At 66.6% G+C, this 25,114-nt stretch carries 22 protein-coding genes; 10 read left to right on the forward strand and 12 right to left on the reverse strand.

Annotated elements, in window-relative coordinates; genetic code table 11:
* Window positions 1–12 precede the first annotated feature (12 nt).
* Window positions 13–1,191, forward strand: coding sequence for a carboxynorspermidine decarboxylase (locus V2S85_RS00350; protein ID WP_330700901.1), 1,179 nt, complete (start codon window positions 13–15; stop codon window positions 1,189–1,191).
* 419 nt (window positions 1,192–1,610) lie between these two features.
* Entirely contained in the window at window positions 1,611–2,819 is a 1,209-nt protein-coding gene (locus tag V2S85_RS00355; protein WP_330700902.1) for a type III PLP-dependent enzyme, read from the forward strand.
* A 63-nt stretch (window positions 2,820–2,882) separates the two neighbouring features.
* On the opposite strand, the gene V2S85_RS00360 is transcribed toward V2S85_RS00355, so the two are convergent.
* The 5 genes from V2S85_RS00360 to murI form a co-directional block, all read right to left on the reverse strand.
* Window positions 2,883–3,086, reverse strand: coding sequence for a hypothetical protein (locus V2S85_RS00360; protein WP_330700903.1), 204 nt, complete (start codon window positions 3,084–3,086; stop codon window positions 2,883–2,885).
* Window positions 3,087–3,222: 136 nt separating this feature from the next.
* Entirely contained in the window at window positions 3,223–4,323 is a 1,101-nt protein-coding gene (locus V2S85_RS00365) for an NADH:flavin oxidoreductase/NADH oxidase (protein ID WP_330700904.1), read from the reverse strand.
* Window positions 4,324–4,480: 157 nt separating this feature from the next.
* A complete protein-coding gene (hemA, locus tag V2S85_RS00370; protein ID WP_330700905.1) occupies window positions 4,481–5,695 on the reverse strand; it encodes a 5-aminolevulinate synthase in 1,215 nt (404 codons plus the stop codon).
* 128 nt (window positions 5,696–5,823) lie between these two features.
* Window positions 5,824–6,621: a hypothetical protein gene (locus V2S85_RS00375; RefSeq protein ID WP_330700906.1), complete on the reverse strand. Its 798-nt coding sequence runs from the start codon at window positions 6,619–6,621 to the stop codon at window positions 5,824–5,826.
* A 23-nt stretch (window positions 6,622–6,644) separates the two neighbouring features.
* Complete coding sequence (gene murI / locus V2S85_RS00380) at window positions 6,645–7,538, reverse strand: glutamate racemase (protein ID WP_330700907.1); 894 nt, start codon at window positions 7,536–7,538, stop codon at window positions 6,645–6,647.
* A 110-nt stretch (window positions 7,539–7,648) separates the two neighbouring features.
* Here murI and plsY point away from each other — a divergent pair, with 110 nt between their 5' ends.
* Together plsY and dprA are read left to right on the forward strand one after the other, a co-directional pair.
* Entirely contained in the window at window positions 7,649–8,248 is a 600-nt protein-coding gene (gene plsY, locus V2S85_RS00385; protein ID WP_330700908.1) for a glycerol-3-phosphate 1-O-acyltransferase PlsY, read from the forward strand.
* Complete coding sequence (dprA, locus tag V2S85_RS00390; protein ID WP_330700909.1) at window positions 8,245–9,366, forward strand: DNA-processing protein DprA; 1,122 nt, start codon at window positions 8,245–8,247, stop codon at window positions 9,364–9,366. Before plsY ends, dprA begins: the two co-directional genes overlap by 4 nt.
* On the opposite strand, the gene V2S85_RS00395 is transcribed toward dprA, so the two are convergent.
* Window positions 9,336–9,491: a hypothetical protein gene (locus V2S85_RS00395; RefSeq protein ID WP_330700910.1), complete on the reverse strand. Its 156-nt coding sequence runs from the start codon at window positions 9,489–9,491 to the stop codon at window positions 9,336–9,338. The two genes, dprA and V2S85_RS00395, sit on opposite strands and share 31 nt — an antisense overlap.
* A gap of 370 nt (window positions 9,492–9,861) precedes the next feature.
* Between V2S85_RS00395 and V2S85_RS00400 the strand changes: the two genes are divergently transcribed.
* From V2S85_RS00400 to V2S85_RS00410, 3 genes are all read left to right on the forward strand, one after another.
* Window positions 9,862–11,067: a vWA domain-containing protein gene (locus V2S85_RS00400; RefSeq protein ID WP_330700911.1), complete on the forward strand. Its 1,206-nt coding sequence runs from the start codon at window positions 9,862–9,864 to the stop codon at window positions 11,065–11,067.
* Between the two features lie 148 nt (window positions 11,068–11,215).
* A complete protein-coding gene (gene topA, locus V2S85_RS00405) occupies window positions 11,216–13,795 on the forward strand; it encodes a type I DNA topoisomerase (RefSeq protein ID WP_330700912.1) in 2,580 nt (859 codons plus the stop codon).
* Window positions 13,792–13,971: a hypothetical protein gene (locus V2S85_RS00410; RefSeq protein WP_330700913.1), complete on the forward strand. Its 180-nt coding sequence runs from the start codon at window positions 13,792–13,794 to the stop codon at window positions 13,969–13,971. The genes topA and V2S85_RS00410 overlap by 4 nt, the downstream gene beginning before the upstream one ends.
* A 12-nt stretch (window positions 13,972–13,983) precedes the next feature.
* On the opposite strand, the gene V2S85_RS00415 is transcribed toward V2S85_RS00410, so the two are convergent.
* The 5 genes from V2S85_RS00415 to lepB all read right to left on the reverse strand — a co-directional run bounded on the left by V2S85_RS00415 (window position 13,984) and on the right by lepB (window position 19,365).
* Window positions 13,984–15,528, reverse strand: coding sequence for a glycosyltransferase family 39 protein (locus V2S85_RS00415; RefSeq protein WP_330700914.1), 1,545 nt, complete (start codon window positions 15,526–15,528; stop codon window positions 13,984–13,986).
* Between the two features lie 147 nt (window positions 15,529–15,675).
* The gene (locus tag V2S85_RS00420) at window positions 15,676–16,785 is read right to left on the reverse strand and encodes an SGNH/GDSL hydrolase family protein (RefSeq protein ID WP_330700915.1); all 1,110 of its coding nucleotides are present in this window, start codon (window positions 16,783–16,785) and stop codon (window positions 15,676–15,678) included.
* On the reverse strand, window positions 16,785–17,678 hold the full coding sequence (era, locus tag V2S85_RS00425; RefSeq protein WP_330700916.1) for a GTPase Era: 894 nt from the start codon (window positions 17,676–17,678) through the stop codon (window positions 16,785–16,787). Before era ends, V2S85_RS00420 begins: the two co-directional genes overlap by 1 nt.
* Before the next feature lie 175 nt (window positions 17,679–17,853).
* Window positions 17,854–18,522, reverse strand: coding sequence for a ribonuclease III (gene rnc, locus V2S85_RS00430; protein WP_008828823.1), 669 nt, complete (start codon window positions 18,520–18,522; stop codon window positions 17,854–17,856).
* Window positions 18,523–19,365, reverse strand: a complete 843-nt coding sequence (gene lepB, locus V2S85_RS00435) for a signal peptidase I (RefSeq protein ID WP_330700917.1) — start codon at window positions 19,363–19,365, stop codon at window positions 18,523–18,525.
* Between the two features lie 149 nt (window positions 19,366–19,514).
* Here lepB and pgi point away from each other — a divergent pair, with 149 nt between their 5' ends.
* Window positions 19,515–21,035 (forward strand): glucose-6-phosphate isomerase, encoded by a 1,521-nt coding sequence (pgi, locus tag V2S85_RS00440; RefSeq protein ID WP_330700918.1) that lies wholly within the window; start codon window positions 19,515–19,517, stop codon window positions 21,033–21,035.
* A gap of 64 nt (window positions 21,036–21,099) precedes the next feature.
* Here the strand turns inward: pgi and V2S85_RS00445 are convergent, their stop codons facing one another.
* On the reverse strand, window positions 21,100–21,762 hold the full coding sequence (locus tag V2S85_RS00445) for an alpha/beta hydrolase (RefSeq protein ID WP_330700919.1): 663 nt from the start codon (window positions 21,760–21,762) through the stop codon (window positions 21,100–21,102).
* Window positions 21,763–21,943: 181 nt separating this feature from the next.
* Between V2S85_RS00445 and gor the strand changes: the two genes are divergently transcribed.
* Both gor and V2S85_RS00455 read left to right on the forward strand, forming a co-directional pair.
* Window positions 21,944–23,302, forward strand: a complete 1,359-nt coding sequence (gene gor / locus V2S85_RS00450; RefSeq protein ID WP_330700920.1) for a glutathione-disulfide reductase — start codon at window positions 21,944–21,946, stop codon at window positions 23,300–23,302.
* Between the two features lie 250 nt (window positions 23,303–23,552).
* Complete coding sequence (locus V2S85_RS00455; protein ID WP_330700921.1) at window positions 23,553–25,079, forward strand: acyl-CoA carboxylase subunit beta; 1,527 nt, start codon at window positions 23,553–23,555, stop codon at window positions 25,077–25,079.
* The last annotated feature ends 35 nt before the right edge of the window (window positions 25,080–25,114 follow it).

Raw genomic sequence — 25,114 nt, forward strand, 5'->3', positions numbered from 1 at the left:
GGACTAAGCATCATGGAAACCAGAGCCGGCGATCCGGGCGCTTTCGCGAACTTCGACCTGTCGCGCGTCGACAGTCCCGCCTTCGTGGTCGATGCCGCCAAGCTGCGATCGAACCTGCGCATCCTGAGCGACATCGGCGAACAGTCTGGCGCGAAGGTGCTGTCGGCGCTGAAGGCCTTCTCGATGTGGTCCACGGCGCCGATCGTGGGCGAGTATCTCGACGGCGTCTGTACCTCGGGCCTGTGGGAAGCGCGCCTCGCCTCGGAGTTCTACGACGGCGAGATCGCCACGTACTGCGCGGCCTACAAGGCGGAGGACATGGACGAGATCCTGCGCCTCTCCGATCACGTCATCTTCAACTCGCCCGCCCAGATCGAACGCTTCTGGCCGTTCATCGAGGGCGCTCGCGCGCGCGGAGAGAGCTTCGACATCGGCCTGCGCGTCAACCCGCTGCACCCCGAGGGTGAAGTCCCCAAGTATGACCCGAGCGCCCCGCATTCGCGCCTTGGCTTCCCGATCGACCAGCTTACCGAAGAGCACGTCGGCCTGATCGATGGCATCCACTTCCACAACTTGTGCGAGCAGGACTTCGAGCCGCTGGCCCGCACCTGGGAAAAGGTGTTCGACTTCCTCGAACCGTTCTTCGGCCAGCTCAAGTGGATCAACATCGGCGGCGGCCACCACGTCACCCGCGCGGATTACCAGCGCGAGGAACTGATCGAATTCCTCGCCGACATGGCCGAGGACACCGGCGCCGAAATCTACATCGAACCGGGCGAGGCGGTGGCGCTGGACGCGGGAATCCTCGTGGGCACCGTGCTCGACGTTGGCTGGAACGGCATGCCGGTGGCGATCGTCGATATCTCTGCAACCTGCCACATGCCCGACGTGATCGAGGCGCCGTATCGCCCCGCCATGCTGGGCGAACGCGGCGAGGAGGACGGAGAGGCAGTCCGACTCGGCGGCCCGTCGTGCCTCGCCGGAGACGTCATCGGCGACTACGTGCTGCCGGCCGATCCGGAGGCCGGACAGCGCTTCGCGTTCCTCGACCAGGCACATTACTCGATGGTCAAGACGACGACCTTCAACGGCGTGCCGCTGCCCTCGATCTGGCTCTGGGATTCGGAGACCGACGCTCTCGAGTGCATCCGCAAGTTCGATTACGAGGATTTCCGAGGCCGCTTGAGCTAATTGGCGTTTGTACCAAAAAGGTTTCGCTGGGGAAACATTCTCCGGCGCGAAAGGCGCGGCTCGATCCGCCGCGTCCGCGATACGGTCAGTCCCATCGATGCGAATCGGCCGGAACCGTTCGGTCACGCATGCGCGTTATCGCCGGTGATGCGGCCCGCCGTGCCGCCGTGTCCGTCGTGATTTCGTCATCGTATCGCCATGGAGAGAGGTGATGCAAGCCTCTGCATATAAACGGAAATTTTTCCATTGTGGGGAGTCGTTGTTCGGCCCTGTTCGCCTCCATGACGTTTTTGTGAAACTCCCCGTTTTTCACTTGCGATTCATCACCTGAGCCTTATATCCCGCCCCTCGCTGCCCCATGGGGACTTCCAAACCGCAAGGCAGCTCTTGTCACTAACACCGTTTGGGGGTCCCTTGAGTTGCACGCATTCCTCGACGCACCGGCCGTAGCGCGCTCCCTCGCGCCTGACGAACCCGTTATTGTCAACCGCCCGCATGCCGCGGCGCGCGCTGCCCATTTCTTCGCCACGAAGTTTCCGGGCAAGTCGCTCTATGCGGTGAAGGCCAACCCCTCGCCGGATCTCGTGAAGATCCTGTGGGACAACGGCATCACGCATTACGACGTCGCCTCGATCACCGAGGTGCGCATGGTGCGCGGCGCACTGCCGGATGCGACCCTGTGCTTCATGCACCCGGTCAAGACCGCCAGCGCGATCGGTGAGGCCTACTTCCAGCACGGCGTGCGTACCTTCAGCCTCGACACCCTCGAGGAAGTCGAGAAGATCGTCGAGGCGACCACCGATGCCGAGGGCAATGCCGCCAAGGATCTTCGCCTCTGCGTGCGCCTGCGCGTCAGTTCCGAGTATTCGGAACTGAGCCTCGCCAGCAAGTTCGGGATCGACGTCGCCGATGCGGGCGAACTGCTGCAGGCCACTCGTCAGGTCGCCGACTGGCTGGGCGTGTGCTTCCACGTCGGTTCGCAGGCGATGACGCCCTTCGCTTACGTGCAGGCGCTCGAGCGCGCCCGTGCGGCCATTGCGGCCGCCGGCGTTGTCATCGACATGGTCGACGTCGGCGGGGGCTTCCCCTCGTCGTACCCGGGCATGGAGCCGCCGCCGCTCGAGGACTACTTCGCGATCATCCACCGCCACTTCGAGGCGTTGCCGATCGCCTACAACGCAGAGCTGTGGTGCGAGCCCGGCCGTGCGCTGTCGGCCGAGTACAACTCGCTGATCGTCAAGGTCGAGAAGCGCCGCGGTGACGAGTTGTATATCAACGACGGTGCCTATGGCGCGTTATACGATGCGGCACACGTCGCATGGCGCTTCCCGGTCAAGGCGATCCCGAAGGACGGCGAGCGTTCGTCGGAACTGAAGGAATTCTCCTTCTACGGCCCGACCTGCGACGATGCGGACTTCATGGAAGGGCCCTTCCTGCTTCCCGCCGACATCAAGGCGGGCGACTGGATCGAGGTGGGCATGCTGGGCGCCTATGGTGCCGCCATGCGTACCGCGTTCAACGGCTTCGGCGGCGGCGAGGTCGTCCTTGCCCAGGACGAGCCGATGGCCAGCCTCTACACCGGCCGCAAGGATCCGCGCGTTTCGGACAATGTCGTCTCGCTGCGCTGATCCGATCGATTACGAATAACGAGAGGCCCCCGGGACCGATGGTTCCGGGGGCTTTTTCGTGCCTCAGGCGCGGCGGACAGGCGTGTCGCGGTGGTGGAGGGCATGCTCGTGGCCTGCCACCTGCACCGGGGGCTTTGCGTGGTCGGCATGGCGCAGCAGCATATGCGTGCCGACCCCTGCGAGTATGAGCAACATCCAGATTGCGCCGTCGAGGGCGAGGATGAGCCTGAGGTTGAGTTTGGGAGGTACGCGAATGGAAAAGGTCATGGATGGCCGCCGGATTGTCGCATTGGCAAGACGCGCCATGGTCTCGGAGCAATGAACCGGAGAGAAACGAAACCGTAGCCCCCCTGTGCGATGCCACAGACCGCCGCCCGTCCCGCGACGGGCGGCGCGAGGTCCGTCAGTTGCTGACGAACAGATCCTTGAAGGTGTGCGGCTGGCTGCGCAGGAATTGCGGCGCGACCTTGACCCGGGCGCCCAGCGCAGCGGCTGCGTGCCACGGCCAGCGCGGGTCGTAGAGCACGGTGCGGGCCAGCGCGATCATGTCGGCATCGCCGGTCGCGATGATCGCCTCGGCCTGCTCGGGTTCGGTGATGAGGCCCACGGCGATGACCGGGATCGATACGGCGTCCTTGACCGCGCGGGCCAGCGGCACCTGGTAGTTCGGGCCGACGGGGATCTGCTGGCGCGGATCCAGGCCGCCGCTGGATACGTGGATCGCCGAGGCGCCGCGCGCTTCCAGTGCCTTGCAGAAAGCGATGGTCTGCGCGATGTCCCAGCCACCTTCGACCCAGTCGGTGCCTGACAGGCGCACTGTCACCGGCTTGCCGGCGGGAAACGCGGCGCGCACCGCATCGAAGACTTCGAGCGGGAAGAGCATGCGGTTTTCCAGCGAGCCGCCGTATTCGTCGGTGCGGGTGTTGGACAGCGGCGAGAGGAACTGGTGCAGCAGGTAGCCGTGGGCGGCATGGATCTGCACGGCGTCGATACCAAGGCGGGCCGCGCGGTGGGCGGCTTCGGCAAAGGCGGTGCGGATCCGGGCGAGTCCGGCGCTGTCGAGCGCCACGGGCGGGTTCTCCGAGCCCTCGAAGGGCAAGTCGGAGGCCGACAGCGTCTGCCAGCCGTTCACGGCGCCGGGGGCGATCTGCGCGCCGCCTTCCCAGGGCTTGGCGGTGCTCGCCTTGCGGCCGGCATGGGCCAGCTGGATCGCGATCGGCATGTCGGACCAGCGGCGCACGCTTTCCAGCACTTTGCCCATCGCCGCCTCGGTCGCGTCGTCCCACAGGCCGACGTCGCCGTAGGAGATGCGGCCCTCGGGGGTGACGGCGGTGGCTTCGATCGTGAGAATGGCCGCGCCCGACTGTGCCAGCTGGCCCAGATGAATGGCGTGCCAGTCGGTCATCCGGCCGGCCTCGGCCGAATACTGGCACATGGGTGCGATGACGATGCGGTTGGCGAGTGCGAGATCGCCGAGGGCGATGGGCTCGAAGAGCTTTGCCATGGATAGTCCTCTGGTCATGCCGTTGCGGGAGAAGGCGCGGGAGATGCGCGGCAACGCAGGCACACTTGGGAACGCCGGGGCACGTAAAAAAGGCCCGCAGTGCAAAGACTGCGGGCCTTTCCCGATAGAATATCTTGCAAGCGTCCAAGCGCCAAAGTCATGCAGCCAGGCGCATCTCCAGGCGGTCCCAGATTTCGACCAAGGCCTCGGTCAGCTCGCGCATCATTTCCTCGGTATGCGCAGGGCCCGGCGTGAAGCGCAGGCGCTCGGTCCCGCGCGGCACGGTCGGGAAATTGATCGGCTGGACGTAGGCGCCGTATTCGGCGAGCAGGATGTCGCTGATCTGCTTCGCGCGAACCGGATCGCCGACCATCAGCGGCACGATATGCGTGACCGAGTCCATCACCGGCAGGCCCGCGTCGCGGAACAACTGCTTCATCAACGCGGCGGAGCGTTGCTGCCCCTCGCGCTCGATGCTGGAACTCTTGAGGTGGCGCACCGAGGCGAGCACGCCCGCGACCAGTACCGGCGACAGCGAGGTCGTGAAGATGAAGCCCGGCGCGTAGGAGCGGATGCAGTCGATGATCTTGGTGTTGGTGGCGATGTAACCGCCCATGACGCCGAACGCCTTGCCCAGCGTGCCCTCGATGATGTCGATGCGGTGGGCGGCCTCGTCACGGTCGGTGATGCCGCCGCCGCGCGGACCGTACATGCCGACCGCGTGGACCTCGTCGATGTAGGTGAGGGCGTTGTACTTTTCGGCGAGGTCGCAGATCGCGTGGATCGGGGCGACGTCGCCGTCCATCGAATAGACCGACTCGAAGGCGATCAGCTTGGGCAGGACGGGATCGGTCTCGGCCAGCAGTTCCTCGAGGTGTTCGAGGTCGTTGTGGCGCCAGACCTTCTTCTCGCAGCCCGAATTGCGGATGCCCGCGATCATGCTGGCGTGGTTCAGTTCGTCGGAGAAGATCACGCAGCCCGGCAGCAGCTTGGCCAGGGTCGAGAGCGTGGCGTCGTTCGAGACGTAGCCCGAGGTAAAAAGCAGCGCGCCTTCCTTGCCGTGGAGGTCGGCCAGTTCGCGCTCAAGGTCTACGTGATAATGCGTGTTGCCGCCGATGTTGCGGGTGCCGCCCGAGCCGGCGCCGACGTCGTGCAGCGCTTCTTCCATCGCCTCGATCACCTTGGGGTGCTGGCCCATGGCGAGATAATCGTTGGAGCACCAGACGGTGATCGGCTTCGGGCCATTGTGGCCGGCGAAGCAGCGCGCGTTGGGGTAGGCGCCCTTGTTGCGCAGGATATCGATGAAGACGCGATAGCGTCCTTCCGAATGGAGACGCTCGATCGCCTGGTCGAAGATGTGCTCGTAGTTCACGGTGTCGACTTCATCCTGCCTTGCCTGTGACGGCGCCTGTCCCACTCGCCGCATCCGTTGCCCGGATTGCTTTTGTCGCGGCCAATAGCTTATCGCGTCTCTCATTGCCAGTCGCTTGTACCTATGGGCTAATCGGAAAACGTGCCCGCTGAAAACGGAATTCGCAACGGATCGTGACCCGCCACGATCGTCATCTGCGGCGCGGCGCGGTGCAGCGCATTGATCGTCATCAACCAAGCGAGATTCTCGGCGCGAAATCCGACCTTCTCGTCGCGCGTGGCGAGGCGGGCGGGAAGGCGCAGCTCGCGCCAGTTGATGCTCAGCTTCGCGACGTCGCCGGTGAACAGATACTCCCGCCCGCCGGCCAGTTGCGTGTAGACCATGTTCATACCCGGTGCGAGGCCGGTGGCGGGAATGACGACGACACCGGCAGCCAGCGCGTAAGGCGCGCCGGTTGCGGGCAGGGGGCTCTTGCCGACGCGGCGCGTGCCGGCCGGGTGGCCGCCGTTGTGGGAGGAGCGGTCGGCCAGCAGGACGACGTGTGCGGCCTTCGTCAGCGCGAAGCCGATCCGGGCCTGCGCGGCGGCGTCGTATTGCTCGAAGTCGTGCTCCTGCGCCGCGTTCCGGGAAATTCCCGCGTCGATCACGATGGAGCCGCTGCCCGGCACGACCAGTTCGTAGGCCCGAACCGTGTTGGGAAGCTGGCGCAGGCCGCCGCCCGCGACCAGCATGTTCCGGGAGTTGAGGCGTATGCCGACGGTTTCGACGCGCAGTTCCACCGGGCGCGGCCCCGGCAACGAGCCGGCCAGCGTGCGCAACTGGGTGATGGTCACCGGCCTTGCCCTCGCTTCGGCCATTCCCGGACCGGCCCCGCCGTCGGCGAGGAGCCAGTAGTAGGGAATGGCGACGATGAGCAGTACGGACAACAACCAGATATTCAGTCGTCGCGTCAAAACCTCTCGATCCTCATGAGCCCGTACTGCGCCAGCTTTGCGGCGTAAGCATCGGGCACGTCTCCCGCTCCGGTAAATAGCGCGAGGTCAGGGGCTTGGCGAGAATATTCCTGTCCCGCAACGAGACGCGCGACCTGCCGTGCGATGCCCTGTGCGCCGTGGACGAAGCTGACGCCGGGACCGAAGGCTTCGGCGAGTTCCGCCTCGACCAGCGGGAAATGCGTGCAGGCGAGGACGACGGTGTCGATGCGCTCGCCATCGGGCTGGCCGCGCAGCGCGTCGGCTGCCTGACGTATCAGCGCGGGATCGACCGGCTCGCCGCGCAGCTTCGCCTCGGCGGCCTCGACGAGGCCCGGCGCGCCGTGGCGCAGCAGCCGTTTGTCGGCGGCGAAGGCCTGCTCCAGACGGTCCACGTAGGCCTGACGGATGGTCGCCTGGGTGCCCAGCAGCCCGATCACGCCGGTCCGGGTCATCTCGGCGGCCGGCTTGATCGCGGGCACGGTGCCGACGATGGGCACTTCCAGCACCTCGCGCACCATGCCCAGCGCGATGGTCGAGGCGGTGTTGCAGGCGATGCACACGAGACGGGGGCGAAAGCGCTCGGTCATGCGGCCGAGCAGTCCCGCGACCCGCGCGGCGACTTGCGCCTCGGTCTTGGTGCCGTAGGGCAGCCCGGCGGTGTCGGCGGCGTAGATGATCGGCGCGGCAGGCAGCGCCTTGCGAACCTCGGCGAGGACGGTGAGGCCGCCCACGCCCGAATCGAACAGCAGGATCGGTGCCGCCGGATCGACGGCCTCCGGAGGCGTCAATGCTGCTAGCTCTCGCTCTATCGCCGCGGACTGGATCGCGGTGGCGGCATTTCGTGCCGCGCCTGTCATGTCGGAAACCATCGTCAATCCCTGGACCTTGCCACCTGTTAACCGCGCCGGGGGCTTCCCGGCAACGACGAAAGCTGCAACTTGTCTTCTGCAAAGCGCGATAGGGCGCTAAGGCGCTTGGCATGGCGTGGATTCTCTCTCTGGCACTCGGATACCTGCTCGGCTCCGTCCCCTTCGGCCTCATCCTGACGCGCGCGACCGGCGCGGGGGACTTGCGAGCGATCGGGTCAGGCAACATCGGCGCGACCAACGTGCTGCGCACCGGTCGAAAGGGACTGGCGGCGGCGACGCTGCTGCTGGACCTGCTCAAAGGCCTCGCGGCGGTGCTCATCGCGGCGCATGTCTGGCCGGAATGGGCACCGCTTGCGGCCTTGGGGGCCTTCCTGGGGCATTGCTTCCCGGTCTGGCTGAAGTTCAGGGGCGGCAAGGGTGTCGCCACCACGGCGGGCGTCGCCTTCGGGCTCGCCTGGCCGGTGGGGCTGGCTTACGCGGTGACCTGGATCGGGCTGCTGGCGATCGTGCGCATCTCGTCGGTTGCGGGCATGACCGCCGCCGTCGTCGCGCCGCTCGCGGCCTTCGTGCTGGGCTATCCCGAGGCGGGGCTGGTGCTGGCGGTGATCGCGGCGCTGGTGCTGTTCCTCCACCGTGAGAACATCGCCCGCCTGCGCGCCGGAACGGAACCCGGAATCGGCCGGGGCATCGGCAGCAACAAGCCGAAGTGAGCAATACGGGCGGCCCTTCGCAGGAAGAGGCATTCGCCCGTATCCGATTGCTGCGCTCGCCCAACCTGGGGCCGGTCACTTACGTCCACCTGCTACGCCGCTTCGGTAATGCGGTGAAGGCGATCGAAGCCTTGCCCGAGATCGCCGGGCGGGCCGGTCGTCGCTATTCGCCGGCGCCAGAACGCCGGATCCACGAGGAAATCGCCGCCGCCCGCAAGGCCGGCGCGCGCTACCTGTTCCACGATTCCGCAGACTACCCGCCCTTGCTGGCCGAAACCGAGGGCGCGCCGCCGATCCTCACCTGCCGTGGCGGGATCGAGGCGCTGTGCCGGCCCTGCGTGGCGATGGTCGGGGCGCGCAATGCCTCGGCGGCGGCGGTCCGGCTGGCACGGGAGATCGCCCATGACCTGGCGGCCGAAGGGTGGACGGTGGTGTCCGGCCTGGCGCGTGGGATCGACGGGGCGGCGCATCGCGGCGCGCTGGCGGCGGGAAGCACCGTGGGCGTCATCGCCAGCGGCATCGACATCGCCTATCCGCCCGAGCACGCCTCGCTGCAGGAGGAGGTCGCGCAGCACGGCCTGCTGATCGCGGAGCAGGCTCCGGGCACTGCACCGCTGGCGCGTCATTTCCCGGCGCGCAACCGCATCATCGCCGGCCTCTGCCTGGGGACGGTGGTGGTGGAGGCGGCGCCGCGATCGGGTTCGCTCATCACCGCGCGTCTGGCCAACGACATGGGGCGGCAGGTCATGGCCATCCCCGGATCGCCGCTCGACCCCCGTTCGCACGGCTGCAACCAGCTTATCCGCGAGGGCGCCACGCTGGTCCAGGACGCGCAGGAGATCATCGAGCAGTTGACCGACCTCACCGGCGCGGTGCGGGCCTTGCGCGAGCCTGTGCCCGCAGGTTTCGCCGATGCCTTGGCGGAAGACGGGATGGAAGGTCCGGCTGAGGCCGACCCGGCCGACGTCACCGGCTTGCTGACCACCGCGCCGATCGCGATCGACGAACTGATCCGCCAGTCGGGCGCCAGCGCCTCTGCGGTCCAGCTCGCGTTGCTGGAACTGGAGCTGTGCGGACGTCTGGCGCGTCATGCCGGGGGGCGGGTGAGCCTCGGCTGATCGTCTGTCAGCAACGGTTCATGCCAGGCGACGAAGATGGCGGCCGACTGCAGAAACGAAGGGGTGACGATGATGCGCAAGGCGATTTCCGCGATCCTGACGACCGCGCTGGTCGGCAGCGCCATGCCTGTGGGGGCGGTCGTTCCCGCTTTGGAAGCCGATCGCAATGCCGCGTCGCAGGGTTCGCAGGGCTTCTGCCGTCGTCCCGGACCGCTGCCAGACCTTGGGCCGGAACCGGCGGCTAACCAGCAGCGCCCCGGCGGCCGCCCGGTCTACAAGGCCGCCTCCGGTGACGATGATGTCGTCGTGACCGCGCGACGCGTCGAGGAGAGCGCCGGGGATGCAGGCCCGATTCCCGCTCCGGCACCGCCACCCCCGCCGCCCCCACCCCCGCCGCCCCCACCCCCGCCGCCCCCACCCCCGCCGCCCCCGCCCCCGCCGCCTCCACCACCTCCGCCCGCGGAGCCGGTTTCCAGGCCGGTGATGGAAGCGCCGATGGCGGTGACCACGGTGACGACGGAAAGCCTCGGCGATGCGCGCGCGGCGCCCAGTGATCTGCCGACCTCGGCTCCCGGCCGCCGCGTGCAGCCGCGCCCGCAAAGCGGCCTGCTGACCGCCGGCGAGCATGACGACCTGCTCAATCCCGAGCTTTACGCCGACTACGTGCGCCGCTCCGACCTCGCGCAGGACGTGCGGGCGCTGCCGGTCCTAGATACCGCGCGGCTCATCACCGTCGAGGTCAAGGATGCGCGCGGCCGCCCGGCGCCGTTCGTGCCGGTGGAACTGCGCTGCGCGGACGGCAACAGCCTGACCTTCACCACCCAGGCGGATGGCACCGTCGTCTTCTTCCCCGGTATGGACCGCCTGTCCGATACCGTGCGCGTGCGTGCTGCCGGGGGCGACTGGCGCGTGCTCGACGTGCCGCGCACCGACGGTACCGGCCGCGTCGGCTTCACCCTGGCCGGGCAGGCACGGCCGGTGACGCGGCTCGACCTGGCGCTGGTGGTGGATGTCACCGGCTCGATGTCGGACGAGCTGAATTTCCTCCAGGCCGAACTCGATTCGATTGTCGCCAGCCTCAACCGTCGTCACCCCGACCTCGACATCCGCGTCGGCCTGACCTTTTATCGCGACAAGGGGGACGAGTTCGTGACGCGTACCTTCCCCTTCACCGGCGATATCGCCCGGGCGCGGGGCGACATCGGCCAGCAGGTGGCGAGCGGCGGCGGCGATTACGAGGAGGCGATGCAGGACGCACTGGTTCGCGCGGCGAAGCTCGACTGGCGCCCCGATGCGATCAAGACCCTGCTGCTCGTAGCCGATGCCCCGCCCCACGCCGAAGATGTCCCGCGCGCCTGGCTGGCGGCGGAGAACCTGCGGGCCAACCGGGTGCAAGTGGTGCCGGTGGGCGCTTCGGGCGTCGGCGACCTCGCCGAGTACGTGATGCGGGCGATGGCCGCCGCCACGCAATCGCGCTACGCCTTCCTCACGGACGATTCCGGCATCGGCAACCCGCATGCGCCGTCGGCGATCGACTGTTACCTCGTCACCCGGCTCGACAAGCTGCTCACGCGCATCATCGACAGCCAGGTCTCGGGCCGCCGGATCGAGCCCGGGAAGGCTGACGTCATCCGCGCGGTCGGTCAGTATGACGCGGGTAAATGCGTACTTCCCAAGGATTTCGGAACGCAAGTCGACTGAGCGACTTTATCCCGCCGCGCTTATCCGGCAAGGGAGGCGGAAACGGGGGACGCAGTGCGTGGGGCTTGACGGCGCCGCGAAAGGCGACCCACCTTGTACGTGTATGTATGCGCGCACGCACGCGTAAGGGCAGATCGAGTTTTCAAGAATGCAGCTTGTCATCGTAGAATCGCCGGCCAAGGCAAAGACCATCGAAAAGTACCTGGGCAAGGACTACAAGGTTCTCGCCAGCTACGGCCATGTCCGCGACCTTCCGCCCAAGGACGGCTCCGTCCGCCCTGACGAGGGTTTCGAGATGGACTGGGAACTCTACGGCGACAAGCAGCGCCAGGTGAAGGCGATCACCGACGCGGCCAAGACCGCCGACCGCCTGATCCTCGCCACTGACCCTGATCGCGAGGGCGAGGCGATCTCTTGGCATGTCCGCGAACTGCTGGCCAAGCGCAAGGCGCTGCCCAAGGACGTGCAGCGCGTGACGTTCAACGCGATCACCAAGGAAACCGTCACCAAGGCGATGACCCAGCCGCGCGAGCTGGACCAGGATCTGATCGACGCCTACCTCGCCCGCCGTGCGCTGGACTACCTGTTCGGTTTCACGCTCTCGCCGGTGCTGTGGCGCAAGCTGCCCGGCGCCAAGTCGGCGGGCCGCGTGCAGTCGGTGGCGCTGCGCCTGATCGTCGATCGCGAGCGTGAGATCGAGGCGTTCAAGCCGCAGGAATACTGGTCCGTCGCCGCGCTCATGGCGCACGACGGGACGGACTTCACCGCCAAGCTGGTGACTTTCGAGGGCCAGAAGCTCGACCGCCTGAGCCTTGGCGAGGAAGGCATCGCCATGCGCGCGAAGGCGGCGGTGGAGCAGGGCGCGTTCAAGGTCGAGGGCGTCGAGACCAAGCCGCATCGCCGGAACCCGCAGCCGCCGTTCACCACCTCGACGCTGCAGCAGGAGGCGGCGCGCAAGCTCGGCTTCTCGGCCAGCCAGACGATGCGCGTGGCGCAGACGCTCTACGAGGCGGGTGCGATCACCTACATGCGTACAGACGGCGTCCAGATGGACCCCAGCGCGATCTCCGCCGCCCGTGCGGCGATCTCGGACCGCTTCTCGGGGCACTACCTTCCCGAGCAGCCGCGCATCTACCAGACCAAGGCCAAGAACGCGCAGGAAGCCCACGAGGCGATCCGCCCGACCGAGTTCACGCGCGACCGCTTCGGTTCGGGTGACGAGGCGCGTCTCTACGACCTCATCTTCAAGCGCGCGATGGCCAGCCAGATGGCCTCGGCCGCGCTGGAGCGCACGACGATCACCTTGCGCGACGGCACGGGCCGCAACGAACTGCGCGCCACCGGTACCGTCGTGAAGTTCCCCGGCTTCCTCGCGGTCTACGAGGAAGGGCGCGACAACAAGGCTGACGACGACGAGGAAGCGGGCCTGCTGCCGTTCATGAAGGCGGGCGACATGCCGGCCAAGAAGGACGTCACCGCCGAGCAGCACTTCACCCAGCCGCCGCCGCGCTATTCGGAAGCCAGCCTCGTCAAGCGGCTGGAGGAACTCGGCATCGGGCGCCCGTCGACGTATGCGGCGACGATCCAGGTCATCAAGGACCGCAATTACGTCCGGACCGAGAAAAATCGTTTCTTCGCAGAGGAATCGGGGCGACTTCTCACGTCGTTTCTGGAGCGCTTCTTCCCGCGCTATGTGGCTTACGAATTCACCGCAGGCATGGAGGATGAACTCGACGATGTCTCCGGCGGCCGTCAGGAGTGGAAGGCGCTGCTCGAAGCCTTCTGGCGCGACTTCAAGCCCAAGTCCGACGAGGTGATGGAGAAGAAGCCCTCGGAAGTGACCGAGGCGCTGGACGAATTCCTCTCCGACTACCTCTTCCCGCCGAAGGACGACGGCTCCGATCCGCGGGTCTGCCCGAAGTGCGGCGAAGGGCGCCTGTCCCTGCGCGGCGGCCGTTATGGTGCCTTCGTGGCGTGTTCGAACTATCCCGAGTGCAAGTTCACCCGCAAGTTCGCGCAGCCAGGCGGCGCGGCCGATGGCGGCGGCGATGACGAGGCACTGGGCAAGGATCCGGAAACGGGCATGGAAATCATGCGCCGCACCGGCCGCTTCGGTCCCTACATCCAGCTCGGCGAAGGCAAGGAGGCCAAGCGCGCGTCGATCCCCAAGGACATCGACGAGCTGACGCTGGAGTGGGGCATCAAACTGCTCAGCCTGCCGCGCACGGTCGGTCCCCACCCGGAATCGGGCAAGGATATCACTGCAAGCATAGGACGTTACGGCCCATACCTCGCGCATGATGGCAAGTATGCGCGGCTGCGATCGACGGCGGAGGTCTTCGACACCGGCATGAACGCGGCGGTGTCGATGCTGGCCGATGCGGCCAATCGTGGCGGCGCGGCCTCGCGCACCAAGGCGGAGCCGATCAAGGTGCTCGGCGCGCATCCGACCACGGGCGGTGAAATCAAGGTTCTGGCGGGCCGCTATGGCCCTTACGTCACCGATGGTACGACCAACGCCACGCTGCCGCGTGACCAGAAGCCCGAAGACCTGACGGCCGAACAGGCGGTCACTCTCATCGACGAGAAGGCGGCGAAGGGGCCGGCCAAGGGCAAGAAGAAGGCCCCTGCCAAGAAGGCGGCTCCCAAGAAGGATGCCGCCAAGAAGCCGGCAGCGAAGAAGGCGCCCGCCAAGAAAGCGGCAAAGGCCAAGGAGGCAGCGGAATGAGCGACAAGATCGCCAAGCACAAGCAGCCCTGGAAGCCCGAGGAACTGCAGAAGCTTCAGACCCTCGCCGGCAAGGGCAAGGGCCTGAAGGAAATCGCCAAGGCGCTCAACCGCACCGAGGAATCGACCAAGGACGCCGCACGCCAGCATGGGATGAACATCGCCAAAGCGCGGTGACGTCCCGTTTTTTCACCCGTGCGGCGAAGGTCGTTTCGGGGGCTCCTTCGTGCGCCAGAGGTCGAACTTGCGCGAGCCCAGCGTCACTGCGGCAAAGCGCTCATAGCGCGCCTTCAGGACGGCGATGACGACTTGCCGTGTGTCGAGGTTCGCATGGTCAGGCCTTGCGGTCCGCGCGGTCACCACTACACCGGGCCGGGTGGCCAGGATGCGGCGTACTTCGGCCACCGGGTCGATGCCGATCGCGCGGGATTCCGCGGCGGAATCGAGATGGCTCGGGTAGGCGAAGCGCGTCGGGATGCAGGCGTCGGTGGTGCGGTACAGGGCGCTGTCGCCTTCGAAGACGTAGAGGCAGCGGCCGCCCAGTTCCCGGGCGATCAGCCGGCTCGCCGAGGAAAACTGGGCCGCGTCGCCCTTCTCAAGGCGCTGGACCGCGGGCACGGCGATCGCTCCGACGAGGCCGATGCCGATCAGCAGGCGTCCGTACCAGCGTTCTTCCCGCCGCCGACGCGCCAATACCGGCGCACAGAGTGCACTGAACGGCACCAAGAGGGGGCCTAGGTAGTGGTCATACCATGTTCCGAACGCCAGAAACCCGGCGAGGGCCGCCAATGCCCAGATCCGCAGGGCGGGCAGGGCGGCGGCGCGTTCTCCCGTCACGGGATGCAGCCGGGCGGGGGCGAGCAGCAGGGCGAGCGCGAAGGGGATGAGCGCCAGCGCTTCCTTGCCGAGGCGGGTGAAGGCATCGGCGATGTCGGTCGCGCGGCCCATGATCGACAGGAAGTTCGCCTGGATGAACGCCTCTCCGTGGCCGGCCAGTTCATAGCCCACCAGCACGGCGGCGGTAGGCGCGATCGCCAGCGTGATCCATGCGCCGCCGGTCAGCGCCAGTCGCGAGCGTGACCAGCCGTCGTTCCGGCCCCGGACCAGCAGCATCAGGCCCAGGGCGATGCCTTCGAACACCACGGTGTACTTGATCTGCATGGCGATGCCGAGCAGCAGCATCGCCGCTGCCCCGCGCCGCGTCAGCCGGGGATCGTGCGCGCGCGTCTGCGCGGCGATCACGATCAGCGCGGCGAGTGCGACAGGCAGGTTGTAGAACACCGGCGACTGGCCCAGCGCGACGTTGAACACCGGCTGCCACAGCAGATAGACGATCCCCGCCATCCGCGCGGCGGGCGGCGGGGCTATCCACCGCGCCATGTGCGCGATCGCCAGCGCCGTCAGCACCGAACAGCCGAGGCCGAGTGCCTGGTAGCCCAGCACCGGATCGACCGGCAGGGCCCAGACCGCCCGATAGATCGCGAAGAGACCCCAGGGCTTGCGGTCCCATATATCGACGTAAGGCAAGGCGCCCTGCGCCATGCGCTGACCGACGAGGAGGTAGAACTGCTCGTCCGACTGGAACGCGGGCTGGCCGAACATCAGCAGGCGCACCGCGATGGCGACGGGCAGGTACAGCGCCAGCGCACCTGCTATCCGCCGATGATGGACGCCGGAATGATCTGCGCCGATGCGCGCGTTCCGGCCGATCGCCGCGCTGATGGCTGTGGCCATGACCGTCCCGTTTCCCGTTCCCGCCGTCGGAAGCGACGGTCATGGGAACGGGTATCTAGGGCGCGTTTCTTGCAGGAATGCGACGGCGATCCGGCCCTGCGGCGACAATCCGGCTTTGCGGCGAAAAGGGCCGAGGGAAGGCCGCCCTCAGCGCTTCCTGGTATCGCCGGAGGACTTCGTCGCCGGTTTGGCCGCCGGTGTTGCAGTCGGTGTCGCCGCCGGAGCGGTCGTGGGCCTGGCTGTCGGAGCAGGCACCGGAACGGCCGGTACGGGCTGCCCGGGCGCGGGCTTCGTCGGCGCCGGGCCGGGCGGGTTGAGCCCCGGCTCGACCGTCACCGAAGGCTTCACCGGCCGCACGCCGCTCTTGATGAGCCAGGTCGAGATGCCGTCCGCCGTCGCCTGCATCCCGGCCTTGTTGAGGTGCCACTGCAGGCCCTGCCGCCCGTCGTAGCCCTGCGGCGAGCCGATCATCCACGGCTCCTTGTCGCAAGGGGTGTGCGTGGCCGAGGACTGGTTCATCTCGACGACGATGGTGCCGTGCGCCTGTGCCACGCGGCCGGTGATCTCGGCAAGGCGGCGGCCGATCTCGCGCACGATGGCGGCGTCGGTCTCGCTGACCGGGGTGTCGGCGCAGAGCTTGCCCGGCGGCGGTACGGGGGTCAGGTACTGGACGAAGACGATCCGCGCCTGCGGGGCGGTCGCCTTGATGCGGCGGGCGATCTCGTTGAGCTGCGCCTCGTCGCGGACGTAGTCGGCCTCGGTGGGGATGCGGACCGGGCCGCAGGCCTTGGTCTTGGCGCCCGAGGCGGCGATGATCTTCGCGTTGAAGGCGCAAGTCGCCGAGAACAGGTTGCCGATGTACGACAGGTCGTTGCCGCCGATGGTGATCGTCACCAGCCGGGTGTCGGGCGTGACGCTGTTGATCTGCGGCGGCACTTCGCCCCAGGGGCCGAGCACGTTGTCGGTCACCGCGCCCGAGCAGGAACGGTCGATCAGCACCATCCCGAAGCGCTCGGCGAGCAGCGTCGGGTAGTTGTTGAAGCTCTGACCGCAGCGTGCGGGCCAGCTTGGCTTGACCGGCGGCAACTGCGGCCCTGCCGCGAACGACGAGCCGATGGCGACGTAGCGTTGCCCGGCCAGGTTCTCTTCCACCAGGGTGACCTGCGCCTTCTCGGCGGCCACGGCTTTCATGTAAGGCGTGGCGCAGCCGCACAGCAGGAATGCGGTGGCAGTGAGGGTCGAGAATGCGGCCTTCATCATTTCACCCAGTCGAGTCCGATTTCCTCGTAGATGTCCTTGGTTTCGGCCCAGTTCTCCTCGACCTTCACGTGGAGGAAGAGGTGGACCTTCTGGCCGAGCACTTCGCTCAGTTCCTTGCGCGCCGCCTCGCCGATCGCCTTGATCTTCGAGCCGCCCTTGCCCAGCACGATGGCGCGCTGGTTGTCGCGGGTGACGACGATCTGCTGGCGGATTTCCACCGAGCCGTCCTTGCGCGGGGTATAGGCCTCAGGACGCACGGCGGCGTCGTAGGGCAGTTCCTCGTGGAGCTGGCGGTAGAGCTGCTCGCGCGTGATCTCGCAGGCGAGCAGGCGCTCGCTGGCGTCGGAAACCTGGTCCTCGGGATAGTGCCAGGGGGCTTCGGACATCTGCCCGGCGAGCCAGGTCTTGAGCTGCGGCACGCCGTCACCGCTGAGGGCGGAGACGAAGAACACTTCGTCGAACTGCACTTCCGCAGTGAATTCCTGCGCCAGCACCAGCAGCTTTTCCTTGGCGCTTGCATCGACCTTGTTGAGCACCAGCACCTTGCGTTCGGTGCGGTCCTTCAGCGTTTCGAGCAGCGGCATCAGTTCGTGGCGGCGCAGCTTCACCGCATCGACGATCAGCAGGATCGCGTCGGCCTCCTGCGCGCCTTCCCAGGCGGCGGCGACCATCGCGCGGTCGAGGCGGCGGCGGGGCGCGAAGATGCCGGGGGTGTCGGCGAGGATGATCTGCGCCTCGCCCTCGAGCGCGATGCCGAGCAGGCGGGCGCGGGTGGTCTGCGCCTTGGCCGAGGTGATCGCCACCTTCTGCCCGACGAGCGCGTTGACGAGCGTGGACTTGCCCGCGTTGGGGGCGCCGATGACGGCGACGAGACCGCAGTGCTGGGTCATTTCTGTGCGGCTCCGGTTGCGCCCTGCGGCTTGTGCTTCGACAAGCTCAGCATGAGCGGAAATTCAATGTTCATGCTGACACATCCATACATTACGTACTTAAGAATATAAAATTCCCGAATTACAAATCCGCTCACCCTGAGCTTGTCGAAGGGTGATGAAGCAGAGCGCCTCGCTAGCCGAATTTCCTCATGAACTCTTCTGCGGCGCCGGTCTCGGCGTCTTGCTTGGAATGGGCGGTGGCCTGCGCCGAACCGACGTTGTGGACTGACACTTCGACCGTGAAGCGCGCGGCGTGATCCGGGCCTGAACGCTCGATCAGCTTGTATTCGGGCATCCGGCGGCGGTTGCCTGCGGTCCATTCCTGCAGCGCGGACTTGGGATGCTTGCGCTTGCCGGTCTTGCCCTGGAGCGTATCCGCCCAAAGGCCGAGTACCATATCGCGTGCCGCTTCGAAACCGCGCTCGGTGAAGCAGGCGCCGATGATCGCCTCCATCACGTCGCCCAGGATGTTCTCCGAATCCTGCCCGCCGTCGTCGCGCGCCTGCTTGCCGAGGCGCATGTGCGGGCCGAGGCCGATGTCGCGGGCGATCGTGGCGCAAGTGGCGCGGCTGACAAGCGCGTTGAGGCGCTGCGAGAGGCGGCCTTCCGCCTCGTCGCTGCCCCGGTAGAGCCATTCGGCCACGGACAGGCCGAGCACCCGGTCGCCCAGGAACTCCAGCCTTTCGTAATTGCGTTTCTCGCCGGTGGAGCCGTGCGTCAGGGCCGCTTGCCAGAGCGCTTCGTCGAGTGGCTCCTGGCCGGAATGCTTGATCAGAAAGGCGCGGGTATTTGCTTCAAGCACTCAGATCACGCTCCCGATGCGGCTCCAGCGCGCGGCGGTGAACCATGTCCAGGGCTTGATCCATTCGGCCGAACCGTCGGTCGAGAACATCATGACCGCCGCCTTGCCGACGAGGTTCTCCTGCGGGACCATGCCGACGCCGCCGCCCTCGACCGCCGGGAAGCGGCTGTCCATCGAGTTGTCGCGGTTGTCGCCCATCAGGAACAGGTGGCCTTCGGGCACCACGTAGACGCCGGTGTCGTCCTGCGGGGTCGGCCCCATGTCGAGCACGGTGTAGCTCTTGCCGTTCGGCAGCGTCTCGCGGAACTGGGGGTAGGAGCAGACGTCCTTGCCCTTGTCCGTGGTCTCGAAGCCGGGGCCGCAGTCGGTGTTGGGGCTGACGGGCACGGTGAAGTTAGGGACTTTCACCTTGGGCACCGACTTCCCGTTGATCCAGAGCTGGCCGCCCTTCATCTGGATCTCGTCGCCGGGCAGGCCGATGACGCGCTTGATGTAGTCGACGTCGTTGTCCGGCGGGGCCTTGAAGATGACCACGTCGCCGCGCTCGGGCTGGCTGGCCAGGATGCGCCCGGGGATCAGCGGCACGCTGAACGGCAGCGAATACTTCGAGAAGCCGTAGGACCACTTGGTGGCGAACAGGTAGTCGCCGGTCAGCAGCCGGGGCAGCATCGACTCGCTGGGGATGTTGAACGGCGAGATGATGAAGCTGCGCAGCACCACCACGCCCAGCACCAGCCAGAACAGGAAGGAGAAGAAGTTCTCGTCCTTCTTGGGCTTGGCATCGGGGGCTCCGGCGGGTGCCTGACCGGCTTCGATCTTTGTCGCGCTATGGGTGTCGCTCATGGGCAAACCCTTGCCCATGGCCGCGTGCTTCCGTCAAGAGCGATCCCGACCAACGTGAGGTACTGGCCGATAATTGCACAACTCGGGCTTGGATTTCGCAACTGCGGAACGCATAAGGCGCACCGAATGCTTACCAGGAGATGCGTTGTATGAGCGAAGCGGTATGGAACAAGCTGCAGGGCCTCGACAAACCCACCTTGAAGCAGCTTTTCGATGCCGATTCCGGCCGTCTGGATGCTTTCGCGACGCGCTTCGAACTGGGTGAGGAGGAGAACTCCACCGGAATCCTGTTCGACTGGTCGAAGACGCACCTCGACGCCGCGCATGTCGCCGCCTTCGAGGAACTGGCGCAGGCGCAGGACTTCGCGGGCCGCCGTGCGGCGCTGTTCGCGGGCGAGATCGTCAACCCGACCGAAGGCCGCGCCGCTGAGCACACCGCCCAGCGCGGCGTCGGCAAGGACGAGAGCGTCCAGACCGCGGCCGAGAACCATCACCGCATGGCCGCCATCGTCGAGGCCATCCATCGCGGCGCCATGGGCGAGGTCAAGCACCTGATCCATGTCGGCATCGGCGGTTCGGCGCTCGGTCCGGCGCTCGCGATCGATGCGCTGGCCCGTGAGGGCGCGATGGTGGACGTCCATGTCGTCTCCAACATCGACGGTTGCGCGCTGGAGCAGGCCTTTGCCAAGTGCGACCCGGCCAATACCATGCTGGCGGTTGCGTCCAAGACCTTCACCACCATCGAGACGATGACCAACGCCGACAGCGTGCTGATCTGGCTGCGCGAGAACGGCGTCGAAGATCCCTATGGCCGGGTCGTCGCACTCACCGCCGCGCCGGAAAAGGCGATGGAATGGGGCGTGGACGAAACCCGCATCCTGCCCTTCTCCGAGAGCGTCGGCGGGCGTTACTCGCTGTGGTCGTCGATCGGCTTCCCCGTCGCCATGGCGCTGGGCTGGCCCGACTTCGCCGAGTTCCTCGACGGTGCGGCGGCGATGGACGTGCACTTCCGCGATACCGACGGCCTTGCGAACCTGCCCTTGCGCGCGGCTTTCGCCGACCAGTACTACACCCGCCTGCGCGGCTGCCAGACCCGCGCGGTCTTCGCCTATGACGAGCGCATGGCACTGCTGCCCGACTATCTCCAGCAGCTGGAGATGGAATCCAACGGCAAGCAGGTGACCTTCGGCGGCAAGCCCATCGACGGCCCCACCGCGCCGATCACCTGGGGCGGGGTGGGCACCGATGCGCAGCACGCGGTATTCCAACTGCTGCACCAGGGCACCAACCTCGTGCCGGTGGACTTCATCGCCTCGATCGCGCCCGGGCACGACCTTGCCTTCGATCACCACCGCATCCTGCTGTCGAACTGCTTCGCGCAGGGTGCCGCGCTGATGGCGGGCAAGGCGAGCGAGGATCCGGCGCGTGCCTATCCGGGCGACCGTCCCTCGGCCACGATCCTGGTGGATGACCTGACGCCCGCCACCTTCGGCGCCTTGGTGGCGTTCCATGAGCACCGGACGTTCGCCAACGCCGTGCTGCTGGGGATCAACCCGTTCGACCAGTTCGGCGTGGAACTCGGCAAGGAGATCGCCAAGCAGATCGAGCAGGGCGGCGTGGAGTTCGATCCTTCGACCACCGCACTGCTGGCGCTGGCGGGCATCGCCTGAAAATAATACGCCGGGACGACTGTGAGGTCGCCCCGGCGCCCTGCAAGGGTAGGATGACGCGACGTCAGGCTCGGTGTTCGAGGCCCTCGGCCCAATCGGCATGAGCAGGCAGGGCCGATCCCGGCGAGGATGCGCCGATCTCGATCAATTGCGAGAGCAGGCGCTTGCCGTCCTCCCAGCTGCCGAGGCCGGAATCGGCATTGATGTGCCCGCTGTTCCCGGCATCGACGAACGTGCTGCCCCAGCGCCGCGCGAGGCTTTTCGAGGTCTCGAACCCCATCCACGGATCGTTGTGGCTCGCCACCAGCAGCGAGGGGAAGGGCAGCGCATCGGCAGGCGTCGGCGCGAAGCCGGTCACCCGTTCGTCGCGCGGGAAGAAATCGACTTCTGGCGGCGCCACCAGCATCGCGCCGATCACCGGGGCCGACCAGCTCGGCTGCTCGAACTTCGACCACCATGCCGTCAGGATGCAGCCGAGGCTGTGAGCGACGATCACCACGGGCCGTCCCGCGCGGTGCACGGCCAGGTTCAAACGGTTGATCCAAGTGTTGCGGTGGGGGTTGTCCCAGGTGCCCAGCTCCACCAGCTGGGCATTGTCGAACTCTTCCGCCCAGCGCCGCTGCCAGTGGCGCGGCCCGCTGCCGTCGAGGCCTGGGACGAGAAGGATCAGCGGTTCCTGCTTTTCGGATTCGCTCTGGGGCGAACGACTTTGAAGAGAACGGGGCATCGGCGATCTCCCTTGTGCTATGGGCTCGAATGTAAACTCAACCGATAAAGTTGACAATGCGTTCCGAGGTCAAAGCGGCAGGAAGAAATTCTTGAGCGTCGGATGGAAATGCGCGCCGAGCGTGCTGGCAATCACCCAGCCCATGTCCCATATGCCCCCGCGACCAAAGGAGCTTCATCGCATGCCCGCCAAAGACGCCGATTACGACTACGACCTCTTCACCATCGGCGCCGGTTCGGGCGGCGTGCGCGCAAGTCGCGTGTCGGCTGCCTACGGGGCGCGCGTGGCGGTGGCGGAGGAGTACCGGGTCGGCGGCACCTGCGTGATCCGGGGCTGCGTGCCCAAGAAGATGCTCGTCTACGCCGCGCACTTCGCCGAAGATCTCGAGGACGCGCGCCACTTCGGCTGGGACGTGGGCGAGCCCAAGTTCGACTGGAAGACCCTGCGCGACAACGTGCTGGGCGACGTCGATCGCCTCAACGGCCTCTACACGCAGACGCTCGACAACAATAAGGTCGAGATCTTCCACCAGCGCGCGACGATCACCGGCCCGCACGAGATTACGCTGGCGAACGGCGAGAAGAAGACCGCGAAGCACATCCTGATCGCCACCGGCGCGCGGCCGCATGTGCCGGAATGCCCGGGGCATACGCATGGCATCACCTCCAACGAAGCGTTCCATCTCGACGCGATCCCCAAGCGCGTGCTGATCGCGGGCGCGGGCTATATCGCCAACGAGTTCGCGGGCATCTTCCACCAGTTCGGCGCCCATGTGACGCTCATCAACCGCTCGGACCAGATCCTGCGCGGCTATGACGAGAGCGTGCGCGACCGCCTGCTCCAGATCTCGCTGGCGAAGGGCATGGAGTTCCGTTTCAACGCGAACTTCGAGAAGATCGTGAAGCAGGAGGACGGTTCGCTGGTCGTCCACATGAGCAATCACGAGCCGATCGAAGTCGACCTCGTCCTGTTCGCCACCGGACGCGTGCCCAATATCGAGGGCCTCGGCCTCGAAGACGTCGGCGTGAAGCTGAACGCAAAGGGCGCCATCGCGGTGGACCAGAACGCGCGCACCAGCGTGCCGAGCATCTATGCGGTGGGCGACGTGACCGACCGCGTGCAGCTCACCCCCGTCGCCATCCGCGAGGGACAGGCTTTCGCCGACCGCGTGTTCGGCGGCAAGGAAGCCAGCGTGGACTATTCGTGCATTGCCTCGGCGGTCTTCAGCCATCCGCCGCTTGCGGGCGTGGGCTTGACCGAAGCGCAGGCGACCGAGCAGTTCGGCACCTGCAAGGTCTACACCAGCGACTTCCGCTCGATGAAGAACGTGCTGGCGCAGCGCAACGAGCGCTCGCTCTACAAGATGATCTGCCATGCCGAGACGGACAAGGTTCTGGGCATTCACATGATCGGCGCGGACACGCCGGAACTGATCCAGGTCGCGGCGATCGCGGTGAAGGCGGGGCTGACCAAGGCTGATTTCGACGCCACCGTCGCGGTTCACCCGACGATGTCGGAAGAACTGGTGCTGATGAAGTAGGAGGACGAAAACCTCTTTCGTCATTGCGAGCGAAGCGAAGCAACCCAGGGCAGCATTACGCCGCCCTGGGTTGCTTCGCTTCGCTCGCAATGACGGGTGGGTGGGCTCGGTCATATCGCCTGACGGATAGATCGCGCACCCACCCCGGATAAGTTTAACCGGTCGATTAAAAACAGTTGACCAGAGGCCTTTCTCGGTCTTACGCGGATGCAGCAATTGACGCTGTGTGCGCCGAGGCAAGGGAATCCGGATGTCCGCAAATATCGCCGAAATGGAGAAGCGCCGCTCCGCCGCAAAGCTGGGTGGTGGTCAGAAGCGCATCGACGCGCAGCATGCCAAGGGCAAGCTGACCGCGCGCGAACGCCTCGACGTGCTGTTCGACGAAGGCAGCTTCGAGGAGATGGACCTCTACGTCGAGCATGACTGCGTCGACTTCGGCATGCAGGACCAGAAGATCCCCGGCGACGGCGTGGTCACCGGCTCGGGCACCATCAACGGCCGCCTCGTCTACGTGTTCAGCCAGGACTTCACCGTGTTCGGCGGCTCGCTCTCGGCCCGCCACGCACAGAAGATCTGCAAGGTGATGGACGCCGCGCTGAAAGTGGGCGCGCCGGTCATCGGCCTCAACGATTCCGGCGGCGCGCGCATTCAGGAAGGCGTGGCCTCGCTCGGCGGCTATGCCGACGTGTTCCAGCGCAACGTGCTGGCATCGGGCGTGGTGCCGCAGCTCTCGCTCATCATGGGGCCCTGCGCGGGCGGCGCGGTGTACTCGCCGGCGATGACCGACTTCATCTTCATGGTGAAGGACAGCTCTTACATGTTCGTCACCGGCCCCGAAGTGGTGAAGACCGTCACCAACGAAGTGGTCACGCAGGAAGAACTGGGCGGCGCGATCACGCATTCCAGCAAGACTTCGGTGTCCGACCTCGCGCTGGAAAACGACATCGAGGCGCTGCTGGCGGCGCGCGATTTCTTCGACTTCCTGCCCTCGTCCAACCGCGACGGCGTGCCGGAACGTCCCTCGGCCGACGCATGGGACCGTCTGGAGCCCAGCCTCGACACGATCATCCCGCCCTCGGCCAACCAACCGTACGACATGCATGAAGTCATCCGCAAGACGGTGGACGAGGGCGAGTTCTTCGAACTCCAGCCACTCCACGCGGGCAACATCATCATCGGTTTCGGCCGTGTCGAAGGCAAGACCGTGGGCATCGTCGCCAACCAGCCGATGGTGCTGGCGGGCGTGCTCGACATCAACTCCTCGAAGAAGGCGGCGCGGTTCGTGCGCTTCTGCGATGCGTTCAGCATTCCGCTGGTCACTTTCGTCGACGTTCCGGGCTTCCTGCCGGGCACCGATCAGGAGCACAACGGCATCATCAAGCACGGCGCCAAGCTGCTGTTCGCCTATGCCGAGGCGACCGTGCCCAAGATCACCGTCATCACCCGCAAGGCCTATGGCGGCGCTTACGACGTCATGAGTTCCAAGCACCTGCGCGGCGATCTCAACTACGCCTGGCCCACTGCGGAAATCGCGGTGATGGGCGCCAAGGGCGCGGTGGAGATCATCTTCCGCGGGCAGGACGCGGACGGCATCGCCGCCAAGACCAAGGAATACGAGGACCGCTTCGCCAACCCCTTCGTGGCGGCAAGCCGGGGCTACATCGACGAGGTCATCTATCCGCACTCGACCCGGCGCCGCATCGCGCTGGGCCTGCGCAAGCTGCGGAACAAGGAACTCGAGAATCCCTGGAAGAAGCACGACAACATCCCGCTGTGACGCACGGCAGGTGGCCTTTTTGAGAGTACACGGAC

This window comes from Novosphingobium resinovorum, from assembly GCF_036352595.1.
Classification (GTDB): Bacteria; Pseudomonadota; Alphaproteobacteria; order Sphingomonadales; family Sphingomonadaceae; genus Novosphingobium; species Novosphingobium resinovorum_B.